23 protein-coding genes are annotated in these 19,464 nt (G+C 37.5%); 6 read left to right on the plus strand and 17 right to left on the minus strand.

All coding sequences use genetic code 11. The features are described from left to right. Positions 1-58: 58 nt before the first annotated feature. From DF281_RS07660 to DF281_RS07730, 15 genes are all read right to left on the minus strand, one after another. On the minus strand, positions 59-2,230 hold the full coding sequence (locus DF281_RS07660) for a (Fe-S)-binding protein (protein WP_109349674.1): 2,172 nt from the start codon (positions 2,228-2,230) through the stop codon (positions 59-61). Between the two features lie 232 nt (positions 2,231-2,462). Beyond that, positions 2,463-3,131, minus strand: a complete 669-nt coding sequence (locus DF281_RS07665; RefSeq protein ID WP_109349675.1) for a hypothetical protein — start codon at positions 3,129-3,131, stop codon at positions 2,463-2,465. After that, complete coding sequence (locus DF281_RS07670) at positions 3,128-3,619, minus strand: ECF transporter S component (RefSeq protein ID WP_109349676.1); 492 nt, start codon at positions 3,617-3,619, stop codon at positions 3,128-3,130. The genes DF281_RS07665 and DF281_RS07670 overlap by 4 nt, the downstream gene beginning before the upstream one ends. After that, complete coding sequence (locus DF281_RS07675) at positions 3,619-4,218, minus strand: cob(I)yrinic acid a,c-diamide adenosyltransferase (RefSeq protein WP_109349677.1); 600 nt, start codon at positions 4,216-4,218, stop codon at positions 3,619-3,621. The genes DF281_RS07670 and DF281_RS07675 overlap by 1 nt, the downstream gene beginning before the upstream one ends. Before the next feature lie 16 nt (positions 4,219-4,234). Continuing rightward, positions 4,235-4,630: a bifunctional adenosylcobinamide kinase/adenosylcobinamide-phosphate guanylyltransferase gene (locus tag DF281_RS07680; protein ID WP_109349678.1), complete on the minus strand. Its 396-nt coding sequence runs from the start codon at positions 4,628-4,630 to the stop codon at positions 4,235-4,237. Further along, positions 4,591-5,175 (minus strand): histidine phosphatase family protein, encoded by a 585-nt coding sequence (locus DF281_RS07685; RefSeq protein WP_109349679.1) that lies wholly within the window; start codon positions 5,173-5,175, stop codon positions 4,591-4,593. The genes DF281_RS07680 and DF281_RS07685 overlap by 40 nt, the downstream gene beginning before the upstream one ends. Further along, the gene (gene cobS, locus DF281_RS07690; protein ID WP_109349680.1) at positions 5,145-5,915 is read right to left on the minus strand and encodes an adenosylcobinamide-GDP ribazoletransferase; all 771 of its coding nucleotides are present in this window, start codon (positions 5,913-5,915) and stop codon (positions 5,145-5,147) included. Before cobS ends, DF281_RS07685 begins: the two co-directional genes overlap by 31 nt. Continuing rightward, complete coding sequence (locus tag DF281_RS07695) at positions 5,912-6,490, minus strand: bifunctional adenosylcobinamide kinase/adenosylcobinamide-phosphate guanylyltransferase (RefSeq protein ID WP_109349681.1); 579 nt, start codon at positions 6,488-6,490, stop codon at positions 5,912-5,914. Before DF281_RS07695 ends, cobS begins: the two co-directional genes overlap by 4 nt. After that, on the minus strand, positions 6,463-7,548 hold the full coding sequence (locus DF281_RS07700) for a pyridoxal phosphate-dependent aminotransferase (RefSeq protein WP_109349682.1): 1,086 nt from the start codon (positions 7,546-7,548) through the stop codon (positions 6,463-6,465). The genes DF281_RS07695 and DF281_RS07700 overlap by 28 nt, the downstream gene beginning before the upstream one ends. Beyond that, complete coding sequence (cbiB, locus tag DF281_RS07705) at positions 7,526-8,500, minus strand: adenosylcobinamide-phosphate synthase CbiB (RefSeq protein WP_109349683.1); 975 nt, start codon at positions 8,498-8,500, stop codon at positions 7,526-7,528. The genes DF281_RS07700 and cbiB overlap by 23 nt, the downstream gene beginning before the upstream one ends. Further along, positions 8,497-9,969 carry an adenosylcobinamide amidohydrolase gene (locus DF281_RS07710; protein WP_109349684.1) on the minus strand — a complete coding sequence of 491 codons (1,473 nt, stop codon included), beginning with the start codon at positions 9,967-9,969 and terminating at the stop codon, positions 8,497-8,499. Before DF281_RS07710 ends, cbiB begins: the two co-directional genes overlap by 4 nt. A 4-nt stretch (positions 9,970-9,973) precedes the next feature. After that, on the minus strand, positions 9,974-10,960 hold the full coding sequence (locus DF281_RS07715) for a FecCD family ABC transporter permease (protein WP_109349685.1): 987 nt from the start codon (positions 10,958-10,960) through the stop codon (positions 9,974-9,976). Next, on the minus strand, positions 10,960-11,910 hold the full coding sequence (locus tag DF281_RS07720; protein WP_240605529.1) for an ABC transporter substrate-binding protein: 951 nt from the start codon (positions 11,908-11,910) through the stop codon (positions 10,960-10,962). Before DF281_RS07720 ends, DF281_RS07715 begins: the two co-directional genes overlap by 1 nt. 234 nt (positions 11,911-12,144) lie before the next feature. After that, positions 12,145-13,812, minus strand: coding sequence for an arginine--tRNA ligase (argS, locus tag DF281_RS07725; protein WP_109349686.1), 1,668 nt, complete (start codon positions 13,810-13,812; stop codon positions 12,145-12,147). Next, positions 13,812-14,252, minus strand: a complete 441-nt coding sequence (locus DF281_RS07730; protein WP_109349687.1) for a YwiB family protein — start codon at positions 14,250-14,252, stop codon at positions 13,812-13,814. The genes argS and DF281_RS07730 overlap by 1 nt, the downstream gene beginning before the upstream one ends. Before the next feature lie 146 nt (positions 14,253-14,398). On the opposite strand from DF281_RS07730, the gene DF281_RS07735 reads away from it, so the two are divergent. From DF281_RS07735 to DF281_RS07755, 5 genes are all read left to right on the plus strand, one after another. Continuing rightward, positions 14,399-15,517, plus strand: coding sequence for a diguanylate cyclase (locus tag DF281_RS07735; protein ID WP_109349688.1), 1,119 nt, complete (start codon positions 14,399-14,401; stop codon positions 15,515-15,517). Positions 15,518-15,568: 51 nt separating this feature from the next. After that, entirely contained in the window at positions 15,569-15,757 is a 189-nt protein-coding gene (locus DF281_RS07740) for a hypothetical protein (protein WP_109349689.1), read from the plus strand. Between the two features lie 168 nt (positions 15,758-15,925). Further along, the gene (locus DF281_RS07745; protein WP_109349690.1) at positions 15,926-16,747 is read left to right on the plus strand and encodes an SMI1/KNR4 family protein; all 822 of its coding nucleotides are present in this window, start codon (positions 15,926-15,928) and stop codon (positions 16,745-16,747) included. 26 nt (positions 16,748-16,773) lie between these two features. Further along, complete coding sequence (locus tag DF281_RS07750) at positions 16,774-17,274, plus strand: P-loop NTPase family protein (protein WP_109349691.1); 501 nt, start codon at positions 16,774-16,776, stop codon at positions 17,272-17,274. A gap of 31 nt (positions 17,275-17,305) precedes the next feature. Beyond that, on the plus strand, positions 17,306-17,578 hold the full coding sequence (locus DF281_RS07755) for a hypothetical protein (protein WP_109349692.1): 273 nt from the start codon (positions 17,306-17,308) through the stop codon (positions 17,576-17,578). A 54-nt stretch (positions 17,579-17,632) separates the two neighbouring features. Here DF281_RS07755 and DF281_RS07760 read toward each other — a convergent pair whose 3' ends face one another. Beyond that, positions 17,633-17,821 (minus strand): hypothetical protein, encoded by a 189-nt coding sequence (locus tag DF281_RS07760; protein ID WP_109349693.1) that lies wholly within the window; start codon positions 17,819-17,821, stop codon positions 17,633-17,635. A gap of 264 nt (positions 17,822-18,085) precedes the next feature. Next, a complete protein-coding gene (locus tag DF281_RS07765; RefSeq protein WP_109349694.1) occupies positions 18,086-18,613 on the minus strand; it encodes a YwhD family protein in 528 nt (175 codons plus the stop codon). A 67-nt stretch (positions 18,614-18,680) separates the two neighbouring features. Between DF281_RS07765 and DF281_RS07770 the strand changes: the two genes are divergently transcribed. Beyond that, entirely contained in the window at positions 18,681-18,866 is a 186-nt protein-coding gene (locus DF281_RS07770; protein ID WP_109349695.1) for a 2-hydroxymuconate tautomerase, read from the plus strand. The last annotated feature ends 598 nt before the right edge of the window (positions 18,867-19,464 follow it).

Here is a 19,464-nt window from a genome sequence, read left to right on the forward strand (position 1 = left end):
TAATATGTACCACTTCCCTTATTGTACATTAAATGTATTTTTAAGGAAAGCGATTTTGTTAATTTTCAGCAGTTATTTCTACATTATCCGTAATTTCTGTCGCAGATTCCTTTTTCTCTCCGAATACAGAAAGTTCTAATAATTCTGCCACATCATACGTACTTACCGATTCTTCTACTTCCTTCGCTTTCGTACCATCTGAAAGCATCGTTAAGCAATATGGACATCCAGCAGAAATGACCGTCGGATTTACCGCAAGTGCTTGTTCAGTTCGTGCTACGTTAATTCGGTTACCAACATGTTCTTCCATCCACATTAGTCCGCCACCAGCGCCACAGCACATTGCATCTTCGCGGTTACGTTCCATCTCAACAAGTGATACACCTGGAATCGATTTTAAAATCTCACGAGGTGCGTCATACACTTCGTTGTAACGACCTAAGTAGCATGAATCATGGAAAGTAATTGTTTCTTCCACTCGGTGTTGTGGTGTTAATTTACCTTCTTTCACAAGTTGATCTAGCAACTCTGTATGATGGTAAACTTCGCCGCTCCAACCGAAATCACTGTATTCATTTTTAAAGATATTGAATGCGTGTGGATCAATCGTAACGATTTTCTTCACTTCCGCTTTATCAAATTCTTTAATATTTGCTTCCGCTAATTCTTGGAATAGGAATTCGTTTCCTAAACGTCTTGGCGTATCGCCCGAGTTCTTCTCTTTATTGCCTAGAATTGCGAAGTTCACGCCCGCTTCATTCATTAAATGTGCGAATGATAAAGCGATTTTTTGTGAACGACTGTCGAATGAACCCATTGAACCTACCCATAGTAGGTATTCAAATTCTTCGCCTGCTTTTTGCGCTTCCTTCACAGTTGGAATATGCAATTCAGGACGTTGTTCACGCCAGTTTTCTTTCTCTTTACGGTTAAGTCCCCATGGATTCCCTTGTCGCTCGATATTCGACATCGCGCGTTGTGCATCTGGGTTTACTTTCCCTTCCGTCATCGTCAAGTAACGGCGTAGGTCGATAATTTTCTCAACATGCTCGTTCATAACTGGACATTGATCTTCACAGTTACGACAAGTTGTACATGCCCAAATTTCTTCCTCTGTAATGACATCGCCGATTAATGAAGGGCTGTAAACGTCTTCGATGACTGCACCTTCTGCTCCAGCTGCCATCGCCAATTGATTCCCTTGCGATTTATTGAAAAGGAAGCCTGGAACCCATGGCTTTTGTGAAGTTTGTACGCCACCATGATAAGTAAGATGGTCACGAAGTTTTGTCATTAAGTCCATCGGTGACAGCATTTTCCCTGTACCACTTGCTGGACACATATTCGTACAACGACCACATTCTACACATGCGTATAGGTCGATTAACTGTAGTTGTGTGAAATCTTCAATTTTGCCAACACCGAATGATGGCATCACTTCTTCATCAGATTCGTCTTCGCCTTCTTCATCGAATTGGTTGAAGTCGATTGGTTTTAACTTACCAACTTGATCCAAACGGTTGAAGTAGACATTTATTGGTCCTGCGATTAAATGCGCGTGCTTCGATTGTGGAACATACACTAGGAATGTTAGTAGGAATAGTAAATGCGCCCACCACATTACGTAGAATACAGTTGCAGCTGCTACTTCAGGTAAGAATCCGAATATTGCAGCAATTCCAGATGCGATTGGTTCAGACCAAGTTCCAGCTTCGCCATGCCAGATCAAGCCCATACCATTACCTACTAGAACTGAAACCATTAAACCACCGATGAAAATAAGTACAAGTCCTGATTTGAAATTGCGTTTTAGACGGACTAGTTTTTCAACGTAGCGGCGGTAGAATGCCCACACGACTGCGATTAAAATAACTAATGTTACGATTTCTTGGAAAAATGTGAAATATGGATACACTGGACCAAATGGTAAATGCGATCCTGGCTTTAATCCCTTCCAAATGAAATCAATTGCGCCAAATTGAACTAAGATGAAACCATAAAAGAACATGACGTGGATGATGCCACTTTTCTTATCTTTCAATAATTTCTTTTGACCGAAAACCATTACCCAAATTTTCTTTAATCGTTCTTTTACATTATTATCAAAATCAGATTTTTTGCCGAGTTTGACGAAATCATATCTTGTTTTTAGTAAATACCCAAATAGGAATAATGCATAAAGTACGACGATTAAAAATAACACCCAATTGACGATTAGTAATCCGTTCATCTATATTCCCCCTCATAACAATTGACTTTTCCCACCTAATTACCAGTTTAATCAGATTTTTGAAATGCCTTTATTATTGCTATTGTAGATTATGAATACCAATTCAGTCAATGATTTTCCGTTATATGCTCATTATTCTTTTATTTATGCTCGAAAATACATTTTTTCATTTAAAAAGAAAATTAAAAAGACGTCAAATTTCTTTCATCTGACGTCTTGTTTTTGGAGAATATTATTTTATACTGTGTAAATAGTTTTCAAAAAACTGTTCTACTTCCACCATTTGATTCTGTTCGACTCCTAGTAAGACAACTGTTGATGGTCCTGCCGAAACAGTTTCATCATATGGAAATGAGTTTTGTGACATAACTCCTAAGTTCTCTAACTCATGCAAAACACCTTTTGACCCTACTGGCATCACTTGTTCAATCAATCCTTCATTAAAAGCTTGATAGACTTTTTTCACGTCAGCTACTTGTTCAGGCGTTGCTAAAAGTTGCTCCCCAACGAGTGGCATACCATAACTATACCAATGTAAGTTTTCGACTGTTTTTTCATTTCTAAATTGCTTGCCGATCATCGTTATTCCGACACCTGATTGCAAAGTTGGGATATTCGTTTCTGTACTTCCGCTTATTCTAGGAAATTCTACATTAACTTCTTCGAAAAATTTTTGAATCCCCGAAATATATCTTTGCCATGCAGCATCACTCGAAAAATTTAATAAAATGAGATCCGTTGGTTTAGAAAAATTTGCAAGTTGCTCTAAAAAATTCACGCGAGCCGAAAAATAGCTCGTCATTTCATCCGGAACTTGGACGACATCCTGCTCTTTTTGACCAATTGCGCCCGAATTATCAGATGTAATAATTAATTCGTCGATTTTCACTGCATTTCTCATATCATTTTAATTCCTGACTGCGCTAATTTCTTTTGTAAAAATGGCAGTACGATACAAGCGACAACAACGTTTATTCCTGTCGCCATTAATAAACCTGGTGCTACTGCTACATAAACTGCAGGCGAGATGATCCAGTAAAATGGAAGCGGTGCAAGTACACCATTCGAAATCGCCACCCATACCCAAGCGAGTGCCTTCTTCCCTTTTTTAAATAAATACGCGCCGACTCCGACTACAATCGCCATTTCCGCCGCAATCATAATATGGATTGGTAATGTTAATGGGAAGCCTGCTGTAAATGATGTAGCGATATGTCCGATTGCTCCAGCCGCTGCTGCAAATGGTGCAGGTAGGAATGCCATTGATACGAATGCGGGTGCTGCATCCAATGCAGGTGTTCCTGGTGGAATCGGAATTTTAATAAATGAACCGATTACTGCCAATGCGGCAAATAACGCGGTTAGTACGAGCGTTTTCGTCTTATTCACTAGTTGTCATCCTTTTTCTTCGCTCTGCCACCGTCTTTAAAAACTTTGGCACTGCGCGCATACTCAACATCTGGTACATTGACACGAGAATTCGCTACTCGAGCCGCTGCAAATAAATAATCTGATAGTCTATTCAAATAACGTTGCACGACTAAAGGAACATCGCCTTCCTCCGTCTGTTTTAAAAGCGTCACCATTTGTCTTTCCGCTCGGCGTGTAATTGTACGCGCGATATGTAATGTTGCTGCAGCAGGTGATCCGCCTGGTAAAATAAATTTCTCTAACATTGGTGGTTCTTCCATTAACACATCAATTCGTTGTTCCATCACTTCAATCGGCTCATCCGTCATTTTATAATGGCGTTCTTTCATGACATTCGCTAAATCGCCACCACAATCAAATAATTCATTTTGAATATTTTCTAAATCAACGAGTAAATCTTCGAAAATCGATCCGTCCAATTCCGTCATTGCTTTACCGATGAATGAATTTAACTCATCAATCGTTCCATATGCTTCAATTCTTGCATCGTCTTTATCTACACGACCACCAATCAAACTCGTCTTCCCTTTATCCCCTGTACGTGTGTATAAATTCATCGCTCATTCCCTCTTTCTACTTTAGTTTTTGTGGAATACCATACCAAACTCTCGTAATTGACTCGCTTTCTTTGAAAAGCATTTGATACAATCTCCCCAATACATCCCTCTGTTTACGCTGTGTCGCATCAATCGGCACAATCCCTCTGCCTATATCCGTAGCAACGATGTATAGTTGTTTAAACTGTACACTACTTTGCATGATTTCTTCAAAAATTAGTGCGGCAGCTGCCATTTCATCCATTTGTAAATAAGGTTGCGAAATCGCTTCAAAATTCGTCATGACCGCCATTTCACCATGCGTATTGTCAGTGGGCAACTCCCCATGAAAAAAGCTCACTTGCTCATTGTTTAAAAGTTGTTCGACATACGCTAGTTTTCCGTTATATGCCCCACCGATAATGATGTGCATCGCTCACCCTCCTTAAATTGTTCAAATGAAGTGAATCGCAATATGAATTCATGTTGATGTCCTACTTGCCAATCCCAAAACGCACTTTTTTCAGGAGAAAAATGCGTTAAAATCGCTCGAATCGTTCCACCATGCACGACCATATATACTTCTTTCGCCGATTCAATTTGATGAACTCCTGCAATAACGCGCGACATAAACTGTTGTAAATTCTCGCCATTCGGTGGCGCAAATTTTTTCGGATCATCAATCCAATTTCGATAGTTTTGATCATTTTTTAATTGTTCATAAGTTTTCATCTCAAAATCTCCAAAATTAGATTCCCTTAATAACGGATTGCCATGGAAAACGGCATTTGGAAAATAAGCGGAGGCTGTTTGTTTACAACGTTTCAAGTCGCTACCATACACAACTTCTACGTCAGCGTTAATGATTGGTAAATTTTGCTGAACAATCGGATCATCTGTCCATCCGACATAGCGTTTCTCTAAATTCCCTGCTGTTTTCGCATGTCTTATGAGATGAAGATTAAAAGAATAATCCATAATAACAGCTCCATTCCTTCAATGAATGCGCCGAATAAATCACCAGAACTTCCATTGAAATTTTTTACTGTCCAATATTTATAAAATAAAGGTGCAATGAGAGAAGCAATCACCATACTCAATGCGATCAACCATTGTTCGCTATACCAACCAACGAGCGTGGCACTTAGCAGTAAAAATACGAGCATGATCACACTGAATTTTTGGAATGAAATATGGGAGCAGAAAAATGCGCCAATCCCCTTTTCCTTACTTGCTGGTGTAATTATTAAATAATGCGCCATCGAAATCCGGGCTAAAAATGGAATGAATATCAGCCAGTAAAACGTCATTGCATCCGATAAAATCAATTCATTCAAAATGATGAATTTCGTTAAAATGAAAAAAACAATCGTCATTACGCCGAATGCTCCTACACGAGGATCATCGAGTATTTCATGTCGCTTTTCTATACTACGATAAGAAAAATAAGCGTCTCCCATATCAATTAAACCATCTAAATGAAGGCCGCCTGTCAATTTAACGAGCGTTAAAAGAACTGCTAATGTGATGAGTAATGAAGAGAATGATGTGTAATCATGTAATCCCCAAAACACCATTGCAGCAACGCCACCAATTAATGCGCCAACAATCGGAAGCGCGATAAACATTTGCGTAATATACTTCTTCGTCATCGGTAATTCTTTATGGATTGGAATGATCGTGAAAAATTGTAATGCGAGTAAAAAACCTTTCATCATTTCTCACTTCCTTTCCAATAATACGGGATAGTGTATGTCATTTCGATTGCGGTTGTACTTTCCCCTACGAGCCATTGATGAAATAATCCAAGTTGTTGACGATAAAACGCCACTTCCTCACTCGCATAACTTTGCTCATCAAGCACTTCATTGGAAACGATGATGAGCGGGATTCCCCTTTCATGAAGTGCGCGCAAAGTGCTTTTCGTTGATTCGAGCATTGTTTGAAATGCTGATTCATTTTGCCACTGCATCTTCCCATCGACTTCTACATAGAGTTCGTTCGTCAGCCAAGTCGTCGCACAATCCCATAGCACAACAGCTTCACTCGATATTTTCGTTGAAAGTTGCGCCAAATTCGTTGGCTGTTCCAATGTGATCCACTGCTGTTGTTGACGATCAATTTGATGTCGTTCAATGCGCTTTTTCATTTCGGAATCAAATGCGACACCTGATGCGATATAATAGCGCATTCTATTTTGCTGATCAGCTATTTCATCGACCTTTTTCTCGGCGAAATGACTTTTGCCACTTCTAACACCGCCTGTTATAAAGAGCCATTCAGCTTGATCCATTGTGTCAGCTCCTGTTCCAATCGTGCCATTTTATCCTGCGTTTTTATGCCGATTCTAAACCATTCACCGTTTAGTCCACGATAGTTTTCCGTATGGCGAACGACGATTCCTTTTAATAATAGATCTAAATAAAAGTCGCGTGATTTCTCTGGATTCGGCAATTGGAAGCATATATAATTTGTAACGCTTTTCGTCATTTTACATCCTAGACGCAATAACACTTGTTCAAATGCTAGACGTTGTTTTTTCGCCTGCATGATTGATACATTCAAATATTCTTCCTCATCTAAGCAATAGGCACCAATTTGTGCTGCCAGCGCATTAATATGCCAATGGGAAGCTCTTCTTTCAAGTTGCTCAATGATTTCACATTGTGCAATCGCATAACCAAGTCGAATTCCTGCAAGACTATACATTTTCGTCATTGAACGGACAACGATCAAATACGGATGCGTTGCAACAGATGGAATCCATGAAGTCGCTCCTTCCACCCAATCGATAAAAGCTTCATCCATGACGACGTAGCACTCGTACTGCTCACCCCATTGCACAATTTTTTGCAACTGTTCATATGGTGGTAGAACACCTGTCGGATTATTTGGCGTACATAAATAGATGGCTTTCGCCTTTTTCATATGTGCTTCAATTCTCGGAAGGGGTAATTTCCAATTTTCAATATTCGTAACTTCTAAATGGACAAGTTCTGCATTTTGAGCTGTTAAAGTTGCCTCGTATTCAGAAAATGTCGGATGAACAATAATTACCTTTTCATTCGCCCACCAATTTGCGAGTAAAGCGAAAATTTCTGCTGCTCCATTCCCTACGAAAACATTTGAAGTTTCGACTTCATGATATTTCGCCACTTTACTAAGGAATGGCTCACCGTTTGGATGTGGATATTTTTCTAATAAAGGTAGTAAACTGCCCCATTTTTCAAGAATGGCATTTGGTAAACCTGCAAAATTCACATTTTCACTAAAATCAATGGTATTTGCGGGCATCGGAATTTTTAACTGCTCAAATAACAGATGGGGATTAGCACCATGACTCGGTAACATAATAAATAACACCTCCAATTAAGATCATAAACGTTAGAAAACTCGACGAAGCAATATGCATTTGTTCAATCGTTCTTTGTATATGTGATGCGTTTAATATGACGGTTGGTTTGCCCATTTCAGCGCGATGTGAAGCGATTCCTTCGTAGTAATTCAGGCCACCAAGTTGAATACCGAGCTGATAAGCTGTCGCGGCTTCCAAATAACCGCTATTCGGACTTGGATGTTTTTTTGCATCTTTCAACCAATTTTTCATGCGTTGATTCAGAGAAGTTGTCGTAAAATTCTTCGTAAAAAGTACGATGCAAAGCCCAGTCAATCTACTTGGAATATAGTTTACGACATCATCTAGTTTCGCCGAACAAGTACCGAATTTTTCATATTTTCCATTACGATATCCGACCATTGAATCGAGTGTATTAATGGCTTTATATGCCCAGACTCCAGTTGCTCCAAAAAATACACTGTAGAAAAGTGGCGCTGTGATGCCATCGCTCGTATTTTCGGAAACTGTTTCGACAACGCCTCTTGTAATGTCCGCTTCGTCTAAATGGTCTGTATCTCTTCCAACAATCCAAGAAAGTTTTCGTCTTGCTTCTTTTAAATCTCCCGTAACTAAAGGCGTGTACACATCCATTGCAGCTTGTTGTAATGACTTTTGCGCGAGTCCAATCGCAATGAAAATCGATTGCACAATTATGTATAAGCTCCAATGGATTTGATACGTTACAACGCTAATTACGAGGACGATACTTGCAGTCGTTAAAACGACGATGGTAGTTAGTAGCACTCCTTTTTGAAAACGATAGTTGCCAATATTCAATCTTTTTGCGAGAGATGAGATGCCATTGCCAATCAAACGTACAGGATGTGGTAGATGTGGCGGATCACCGATGATTCGATCTAAAATGAAGCCAAGCAAAGTTGCAATCATATGATAAAGTAAGATCATTTCATTAACCCCTTTGCTCGTTTATAGTCTTGTAATGCTTCAATTGTTGCTTCGTAAACACCACGTCCGATTAAGCGACCTAATTTCGTCACTGTTCCTGCGTATTGCTGCGGTTCACCACATTGTGTCGCAGCGATTAATAAACTATCTGTCGAAGTGCCTGTTGCGATTGTTTGTGCGACATGATCTTGGATTTCTTCATCTGCCATTGCTTTTACTTTCGCTTCCGTCGCAGTCATCATTGCTTGCATAAAGGATTCATCCGTTAAAATGGCATTTACAATTACCCAAGTATTAATCGTGCCAACTTCATCAAAAGGTTCTCTTAAATAGGATTTTGAAGCGTCTACAGCATTCCCTACACCAGCCGTCACCATTACAACAATACTAACACCTGCATCCTCGTATGAGCGAATTATGGCATGTTCTGCAGCTACTGCAGTCATCATCGCTACCGTCATCGGTGGAATAAACCCTTCCAATTGGATGAATTGTTCCATCTCACTATGCGCATCCATACACATATAATCATCTCCGACTGCACGGTTCATAAATGTGTGATACCAACCTAATCCAGCATTATGCAATGCCGATGAGATGACTTTCAATGGATGGGCTGTTTGTAAAAGGACATAATTGTCTAAAATACGAATCATTTGCGCCGTCACTTCATGCGTCCCTTGTTGGTGATGGGAAGGCATTAATGAAATTTGCGGTTTCGGTACGCTCGGATGAAGCACTGGCGAAATTTCAGTATGATACACTTTTTCGACTTGCTGTTCTTTCAATACTTCATACGGCTCACCATACGCAACAAGTTGACCATCTTCGAGAAGAATTAACTCGTCGCAATACAATGCCGCCAAGTTCATATCATGGAAAACGGATACTACCGTCAATCCATGTTGTGTTACTTCTAATTGAATCATATCCATTAATTGCTTTTGATGTTCGATATCTAAATGATTCGTCGGTTCGTCCAGCAATAATAATTCAGCTTTTTGAGCTAATGCTTGTGCAACAAATGTCCGCTGCTGTTCGCCACCTGAAAGGAATTCTAAATCTTCATTTTCATATCTTTCCACGCCTGTTTGTCGCATGGATTGTTTCACAACTTGTTCATCTTCTTCACTCCAAGTCGAAAAGAAACCACTTTGATGTGGATAACGCCCTAGCGATACGGTTTCTCGTACTGTATGTGAAAAGGAATGGCCATGAAGCTGTGGCAATACCGCCATCTTCTGCGCTAATTGTCGTGATGAGTAAGATACCAACGCTTGATCATCTACGCGTACCGATCCTGATTGCAGTGGCAAAATCCCGCTAATTAATTTTAGCAGCGTAGATTTCCCGCAACCATTCGGACCTAAAATACCAATCATTTTTCCTTTTGGAATGGTTAATGAAATGCCTTTAATAACAGGGTGGTCTTCATGATAGCCACCATATACTTGATCCAACTTAAGCATTCGTTCACGCCTTTCTCTTTCTTTGTTTAAAGAATATATAAGAAAATACTGGAGCGCCGATGAACGAAGTAATGACACCGATTGGTAATTCGGTTGGTGCAATAATCGTGCGTGCGATTAAATCACATAGTACGAGTAATGTCGCGCCATTGATCAATGAAAGTGGTAGTAAATGGCGATGATCCGATCCGAATAACATACGTGTCATATGCGGCACGACAAGACCTACAAAAGCAATCGTCCCTGATACAGCAACTGCCGAGCCTGTCAGCATCGCTCCACCAATCATAATCATCCACTTACTTCTTTTCACATTCACCCCTAAATATCTCGCTCTTTCTTCTCCAAATAGCATCGCATTTAACTCACGACGATTTAACCAAACTAAGATCGCGCCGACTAACATGAATGGCCAAATCATTTGCACATACGGCCAACCACGCATGGATACACTTCCCATGAGCCATGTAACAATTTGTCGAATTTCTTCTCCTGTTAATGCAATCATCAATGAAATAATCGAACTTAAAAATGAACTGACAATAATTCCTGATAAAATAAGCGTTTCCATCTTCATTGTACGATCGACTAATTTTGCAAAGCTAAGTACGACGACAAGTGAAATTGCCGCACCAATCATGCCGAATACCGGAAGTGTAAATATTCCGAGAATTGAGCTTGAAAATCCGAAGTATATTGTTGCTACTGCGCCTAATGAAGCACCAGAAGAAACCCCTAATGTATAGGGGTCTGCTAATGGATTCTTCAATAATCCTTGGAATGCTGCACCTGCCATCGCAAGTGAAGCTCCGACTAACGCCGCTAAAAGAACGCGCGGTACTCGAATTGACCAAAGAATATTATAGTTTGATTCGTCTGTTGCATCCCAAATTGTTGAAATCGGGATGTGGACAGAACCAATCGAGATTGCTAAAGTCATGCTGATGAGTAATACAGTAATCGAAAGTACGTATTTCCCCATCATCTTCATTACTTAAATGCCTCTGGGTAAACAGCTTTCGCTACTTCTTCCAGACCATCAGCTAAACGAGGACCTGTACGACTGATTTTATCTTCATCAATTTGTACAACGCGATCATTTTTCACTGCATTAATCGTTGAGAAGCCTTCACGTTTTTTCACTTTTTCAACAATTTTCGGTACATAATCATACATCACTAAAATTACGTCTGGGTTTTCTTTAATGATTGCCTCAGAACTAATTTGATACCAGCCTGATTTTGTAGCGCTGTTTTTAATATTTAATAAATCGAACATTTCTTGAATGAAAGTACCTTCACCTGCCGTATAAATTTCAGGTGCATTTGAAGTTTCGACGAATGCCGTACGCTGTTCATCAAGCGCTTTCACTTTTGATTGCACATCTTCCACTTTCGCTTTCATATCTGCAATAATTTTTGACGCTTCATCTTTTTTATTGACGATAATTGAGATTTGATTGATGACATCATATGTTTCTTCAAAACTTTTCGCTTCTGGCACTACGAATACTGGAATTTTTAATTCTCTTAATTGTTTAATTCCTGCATCTGCAGATTCGCCTAAAGTTGAATGCGCTAATACTAAATCAGGCTTTAATGAAATAATTTTCTCTAAATTAAATTCCATACCACCGACTTTTTCTTTTTTCGTCGCTTCTTTCGGGAAGTCATCATTATCTGATACGCCGACAACTGAATCACCGGCATCTAAAGCAAATAAAGTTTCTGTATTACTTGGAATTAATGACACGATCCGTTTCGGAACTTTCTTTATTTCAACAAATTCTCCATCCGCTCCTGCGATTGATAATGGATATTGTCCTGCTGGTTTTACTGATTCTTCTGTTTTCGGAACAACATTCGCATTAGGGTTACCACAGCCTGTTAGTACTAATACTAATACCATCATAATCGCGAATACATTCATAAATTTCTTCAACTATACCCCTCCTGATTTATAAAAACTACTTCTTAATTATACCCAAAACTGATTATGTATAAAAGGTAAGTACACAAAGCCTTTATTACGTTTTAGAGGCGATTGTTGCAAAACTGTGAGATTGCGTAAGTGAATGGAATTTATAAAAAGAATTTGATGGCATTTTGACTATTGGATCAAAGAAAAAACGAGCTACGTTTCACTTATGAAACGTAGCTCGTTTGAATGAATGCATTACATTTTTTCTGGTGCAGAAACGCCTACTAATTTAAGTGCGTTTTTGATTGTTTGAGCAACCGCTGTGATTAGTGCAAGACGTGCTTCTGAACGCTCTTTGTGATCTTCATCTAATACTTTTTCAGCATTGTAGAAGCTGTGGAAAGTAGCTGCAAGTTCTTGCGTATAGTTCGTAATACGGTGTGGCGCACGAGCTTTCGCTGCATCCGCTACTACTTGTGGGAAATCGCCCACTTTTTTAAGAACTTCGATATCTTTTTCAGTTGAAAGTGTATCTAGGTTGTCAGTTGATACTGCAAATCCTTTTTCTTCTGCTTGGCGAAGAATTGAACAAATACGCGCATGTGCATATTGTGCATAGTACACTGGGTTTTCATTCGATTGCTTCACTGCTAAGTCAAGGTCGAAATCTAAGTGAGTATCACCAGCACGCATAGCGAAGTTGTAACGTACTGCATCTAGACCAACTTCTTCTACTAATTCACGTAAAGTTACAGCATTACCTGTACGTTTAGACATTTTCACTTTTTCGCCGTCACGAAGTAAGTTAACCATTTGGATTACTTCTACTTCTAGACGTTTACGATCGTAACCTAATGCTTCAATCGCTGCTTTCATACGAGGGATATAACCATGGTGGTCAGCACCCCAAATATTGATTAAAGTATCGAAACCACGTTGTAATTTATCTTCATGGTAAGCGATATCTGGCGTTAAGTAAGTGTAAGAACCGTCTGATTTTACAAGTACGCGATCTTTATCATCACCGAAAGTTGTAGAACGGAACCAAGTAGCTCCTTCTTCTTCAAATACATGACCGTTTGCTTTTAATTTATCTAAAGCGACTTGAACTTTACCATCTTTATAAAGTGAAGTTTCAGAGAACCATACGTCAAAATCAACGCGGAAATCTGCTAAGTCTTTTTGTAATTTACCGAATTCATGTTTTAGACCATGTGTACGGAAAAACTCATAACGAGCTTCTTCAGATTCATCTAAAATAGCTGCACCGAATTCTGCAGAAAGTTCCGCAGCGATATTAATAATATCTTTACCGTGGTAGCCGTCTTCTGGCATTTCAGCTTCAAGACCAAGTGCTTGGCGGTAACGAGCTTCAAGTGATTGCGCTAATTTCACGATTTGATTACCTGCATCATTGATGTAGTATTCACGAGAAACTTCATGACCAGAGAAATCTAATACGTTACAAAGTGAATCACCAACTGATGCCCCACGCGCGTGACCTAAGTGAAGATCGCCTGTTGGGTTTGCTGATACGAACTCTACTTGGATTTTCTCGTTATTGCCGAAGTTTGAACGACCGTAATCATTACTTTGTTCTAAAACTGTAGGTACTACTTTTGATAAGTAGTCTTTTGCTAAAGTGATATTCATGAAACCAGGACCTGCGATTTCAACTTTTTCAATATTAGCTGAAGCTTGATCCAAGTTTTCTAAAATTGCTTCTGCAATCGCACGAGGATTCTTTTTCGCTAATTTAGTTAATTGCATAGCGATGTTCGTAGCATAGTCACCGTTTTCTTTACTTCTTGGTGTTTCAAGGTGAATATTCAACTCATCTGTGTTTTCTACTAATTCTGCTTTTGTAATGGCTGCAAGAAATGCTTCTTTGACAGCTTGTTGCGCTTGTTCTACTGCGTTCATTAGATTACCTCCGTATATGTGATTTCTAAATGATAATTACCAACTGAATTTTCTTCCATAATTAAATCGTAGTTAATGACAAAACGACCATTTTCTTTCTCGCCATCTTCTTCTTCAAACAACATTTTCTTCGTCAAAGTTGTGACAGGCATCGAACCGAATTCGGCTTCATAATGACCGCGTTGAAGAGATTTCAAAACAAAAGGTAGTCGCATTTTTATATCACCATTACGCATAATAATGGCGTCTTCGTTGCCAAATCGTAAAGTTGTTTTCATAGTTCGTTCTTCTAGTATTTCTTCATATTGTAAATACACCTGATCACGTTTTCGCATGATTGAACCAGTTGACCATATTTCCAACTTCTCGGGTTTTTCACCGTTATGCGTGATTGTTGTAGTCAATTTTAGTTTAACAGGTGTAGTAGGTAGTTGTGCCATTACCCACACCTCCGTAAATTATTATATATAACCTTACTATTATATGTGATTTCAACAGTAAATTTCAAGATATGATTGTCTCACAATGTCAGAAATCATTATTTTTCAGTTTGGACGATACTCTCTAACCTAGAGATGGTATAATTATGTTTAAATTATTAAAATTTCGGGAGCTACTGCAAATGCTACTAGGTGTCATAATCAATTTTTCACTCATGTTTACATTTATTGTTTTCTCATATTTCGTGTTGGAATATTTTAGGGAGAAACAACCGTTCTTCATAGACTTGCAACCATTTATCGTAAGTATCATCTCTACAATAATTTCTTTACTGCTTATGAAGACTGCTTATCCGTTTGATCATGGCTTCATTGGTGACTTAAGAAATGTCAGTATTTTAATATCTGGTTTAATTGGTGGACCGATCGCATTACTATTAACGTCCATTTTAGTCGGATTTTTCCGTATGTTCTTTTTTGAAATTGGCCCAACAAGTTTTGTCTCGGGTGCGACAATTATTATTCTTGGCTTCATTATTTTCTTTGTTGCATTAAAAAAACAAATTACTTATAAAAATGTTCATTATTATTTAATTTTCCAAACTGTCATTACTTGCTCGATTGTATTTTTCTTAGAGCCAAGATTAACACGTGTATTTGGAATGATTTCCTTCGCTGTGATTACGAATGTCATTGGTTTCTACGTAACGATTTTTGTACTGAAATTATTTTACAAACAATTTGAAAGAATTCGTATGATCGAGAAGCTTGCGGAAACGGATTATATTACAGATTTACCGAACAACCGAAAATTCAAAGAAGTGTTCCAAGAAACTTTGAAAGAAGGACAACCATTCACTTTCCTACTCATCGACATTGATGATTTTAAATTGCTGAATAAAAAACACGGTCATGCTTCTGGCGACGAGATGTTGTATCAGCTCGCCTGTCGTTTGAAAACATTTGCGCAAGATCATGATGGTTTTGCCGCAAGGGTGGGTGGCGAAGAATTTTATATATTATTTTATGAAGCTGCACCAGCTACTGCAATCCAATATGCGACAGAGATTATGATTCAAGTAAGGGATGAACCGTTCAAATTATTGAATGGTAGTTCCGCAAATTTAACGGTTTCAATCGGACTTGCTTCCTTCCCTGATAATGGCGAAACGATTCCGGAATTGGTTGATGCCATTGATCACGCAACAATGACAGCAAGTAGTCGTGGGAAAAATAATATATTGCATGCTAATTTGCTGAAGTAATGTAGTTTTTGGTCGATTTATTGTGAAAATACTTACTGAAGGAGAGTGCATATGAAGTATTCATTAGGCAATCTGTTAATTGGTGGTTTTGTTGGTATTTTGATTGTGACTTTTGCTGAGTATTTATTTTATGGAGAGTTTTCAACAAGAGGACTTATTATTTCAATTTTTACGGTCTTACTCATTTATTTAGCAATTTTTATTTTCCAATATCAAAAAAAGGTAAAGAAAAGCGATTAATTTCGCTTTTCTTTTTGTTTTAATATTTTTATGCGGTTTAGCCATAACCTTTTATCAATTATAAAAATGGTACACTTATACATGTATAGATTTTCCTAAAAAGTAATAAAGTTTGCACTTCAACTATACAGAAATGAATAATTATAAATAAAAATAAGGAATGATAAAATGTTTGATTATATTTTTGAAGATGAAGCCGATTTTGAAGGTTTTTCTTTAGATGATTTAGAAAAAGTAGAAAAGTTATTAGGTGTGAAATTACCTGAATCTTATATAAATTTAATGAAAATACATAATGGGGGAACTTTAGCTTATAGTATTCTTCGTTCTGGTAGAGTTCCTGATGGAGAAGTAGAGATTACAGATTTACGTGGCATTGATTTAGAAGAAGGTATTGGTGAAACAAATTATCTTGTAGAAGAATGGGGTATGGAAAAAGGACTTGTGATTATTTCGGGAGATGGGAACTATTGGTTGGCTCTTGATTATCGTAAACATACGGGTAATGAGCCGCCCGTTGTGTATATTGAAGAAGATACAGATGAAAAACCAAAACAAGTTGCTAAAACATTTGAATTATTTTTAAAGAAATTAGAGAAGCCAGAAGAAGATGATTTTGACATCGAATATGATGACGATGATGAAGATGACATTATTTATACGAAAGAAGAATTTGAACAACTTGTAAAAGAGGGGAAATCTGATATAGAGATAGCAAATTGTTTTTATCAATTTGCTAGTATGGATTGTGATATTTCCTGGTTTGTTGAGTTAGCTATAAAAGCGATGAAAGCTAAAATTGCAGATGATCTTCCATATAGAATTGGAGAAGATTTATTAACTAAATTGAATGAAACATCTGAAAAAGATTGGCCTATTGAATTATTGGATGAATTAGCTAATGAGTTTCTTGGTTTTGTAGATCGTTATAATTTTGCTGATGGAGAAGTTATTAAATATGGTAAAGAAATTAAACGTAAAATAAAATAAAATTGGAAGTAAAGGAGTTCTTCTAAATGATTCACCTTATTACAGGTGCTTCACATTCAGGAAAAACATTATTTGCTCAAAAGTTAATTGCTAAATATCAATATTCTTGTATTTCATTAGATTTATTGAAAATGGGGTTAATTCGCAGTAAGAAAACGAATTTAACTCCTATGGACGACGAGGAAATCGAATTGTATATGTGGCCCATTATTCGAGAAATGATGAAAACAGCCCTCGAAAATCATCAACATTTAATTATTGAAGGTTGTTATATTCCTTTCGGCTGGGAGGAAGATTTTTCAAAAGAGGAGCTTCAGCAAATCGAGTATCATTGCCTCGTCATGAGCGAACGTTATATTCGTGAGAATTTCAATCTGATTAAGGATTTCGCAAATGTGATTGAAGATCGCCAAGATGATTCTTGGTGTACGATGGAGTCCGTTTTAGAAAATCATGCGTATTACTACACGCAATGTCGGGCTTATAACTATCCTATGATTTTCATTGATGAGCGCTACCCTTTGTGAATCGTATAAACAACAGGGAGGAAGATATTTCTTGGGACAAGATTATGATTTACAAAACGTCACATTTGAAACACTTATGCAACTTCTTGAAATTGGTCATGAAATTGAATTCACTTATAAAAATAAAGAATATTTTATTTCAAACTTTAAAGATGGTCGTTCATTAATATTAAATTCAGAAGAATTATGTGATTATACACACGATAACAATAAATTTGTTCAAATGGCCAAAATTGATGGAATGACAATTGAAGAACTATTTAAAAAGCATAGTGATGAAATCGAATTCGGGACTATTTTTTAAACTCAGAAAGACCACTTTGTATTGATCTACAAAGTGGTCTTTCTTATGATTGAATCACTTATTATTACGATTAAAGAACATTGTCAAAATGACATGTACGACAGTTAGCCCTAGTACGAGCAAAATACCTTGCCATAATTTTAGCTGGCCATCCGTTTGGAAAAGGACGATGATAATAACTGCAAAAAAGATTGCCCCAGTAATCGGGTTTGGCAGTCTACTTTTCTTTGTTTCATTTTTCACTTTTGCGCTACCTCCATATAAAAAAAGCCTTCACTGTCAATGGAGTCCGTTAGTTCCATAACAATGAAAGCTCAATTCTTGCTGTTGCCTCGAACTCGAAGACATATGGCTTGGGTTGGGTTGGTTCATATGCCCTTTTGTCCAAAAGACGGTCGCAAATTTTGTCCTAGCTCACTTGTGTAAGCTTTAGATTTAGTTTACTTCCTTTCGAATAGATATACAACCATGTTCTATTGCCGAAAGTGAAGTTCACAGTTTGTACAACTATTCTACGATATTTAATGCTTCATGTAATTCATCGCTTGATAAATTCCACATTTCTTCATTAAAGCCTATTAAGTAATCACGTAGTATAATTTTTGATGGTGTATCCATTTCATCAATGATAATTTTACGCTTCATCGATTTATCCATCTTATTCACGTGATCTGCTAACACTTTGTATCCTCTGCGTTTTGCTTTGTTTACGACCATTTCACAAGCTGTCACACCTGCGTAGTAAGCACCTTGTTCTGTTTGCTCGATTGTCACCCATACTAGCCAATATGGTTTTCTACCTTCGCCGTCAGAGTCTTCGCGATTCATCGTGAATTTCACACCACGCTCAACTGCGCTTCGTGCGTGCATGCCACCGATATCAACCTCGGCAGTTTTTTCTAAAACGTCGATGAAAAGTGGTGAAATATTTTCTAAAGATAATGAACCGATGCCAAAACCTTTATGTCCATCAGTCGGATTATTTTTAATAATGGTAAATTCCATTTTTTTTGGTTCTTTTTTTTCGTTTTCCATGTGTATATTGCCTCCGTTCTGTTATCATAACGAATATACACTATATTATACATAAGGAGGACTAAATATGCCTATCGTTACGATTAAAATGATTGAAGGTCGCACAGACGAGCAAAAAAGAAACTTAGTAGACCAAGTTACTACAGCTGTTTCAGAAACGGTTGCTGCGCCAAAAGAAAATATCTCAATTATTATTGAAGAAATGAAAAAAGAGCATTATGCTACTGGTGGCGTTCGAAAATCCGACATTTAATTTCCGATTTAATAACTGAATATTGGTTCTACAATAAATAACGTTGGTGAAGGAAAAAACACCGATCTCTCATTAGATCAGTGTGGAAACTTCATGAACGTTATTTTTATTCAAAAAAATAGAAAACAAGTGAGTTTCCCTATAGAATAAAAGTCTCGAAACCATAAACTAAGGGGGAAAATCACTTGTCTATTAACCATATATTCGAAATTTCACTATGTTTTAAATCGGAAAATAAAAAAACGGTTCTGTTGCAAAGTTTAAAATAACAAACAAGAAAAGCTCGAAAAGAGTTGTCATTTATAAGAGGTATGAAGCGAATTGGTAAAAAATGATGTAACAAAATACTTTGTTTTTCAAATATATGATAAACTAAAATATGGTATTTAATGGTTTTGTTTTTGATCTAGAAATCAGTTAAAGGGAGCGTTGATAAATGAAAAAGGTAACTATTTTTTTAAATATTATTACTTGAATCAATTTCATAATTCGATTTTTTCAAGAGCTTAGATTGCTCCGATGTAAAAACTATCGTTTTTAAAATTTATGCAGGTACTTTTGCATGACTTAATTGCGAATTGATGCGGTCAACTGCTAA

This window comes from Kurthia zopfii (assembly GCF_003143955.1).
GTDB lineage: Bacteria > Bacillota > Bacilli > Bacillales_A > Planococcaceae > Kurthia > Kurthia zopfii.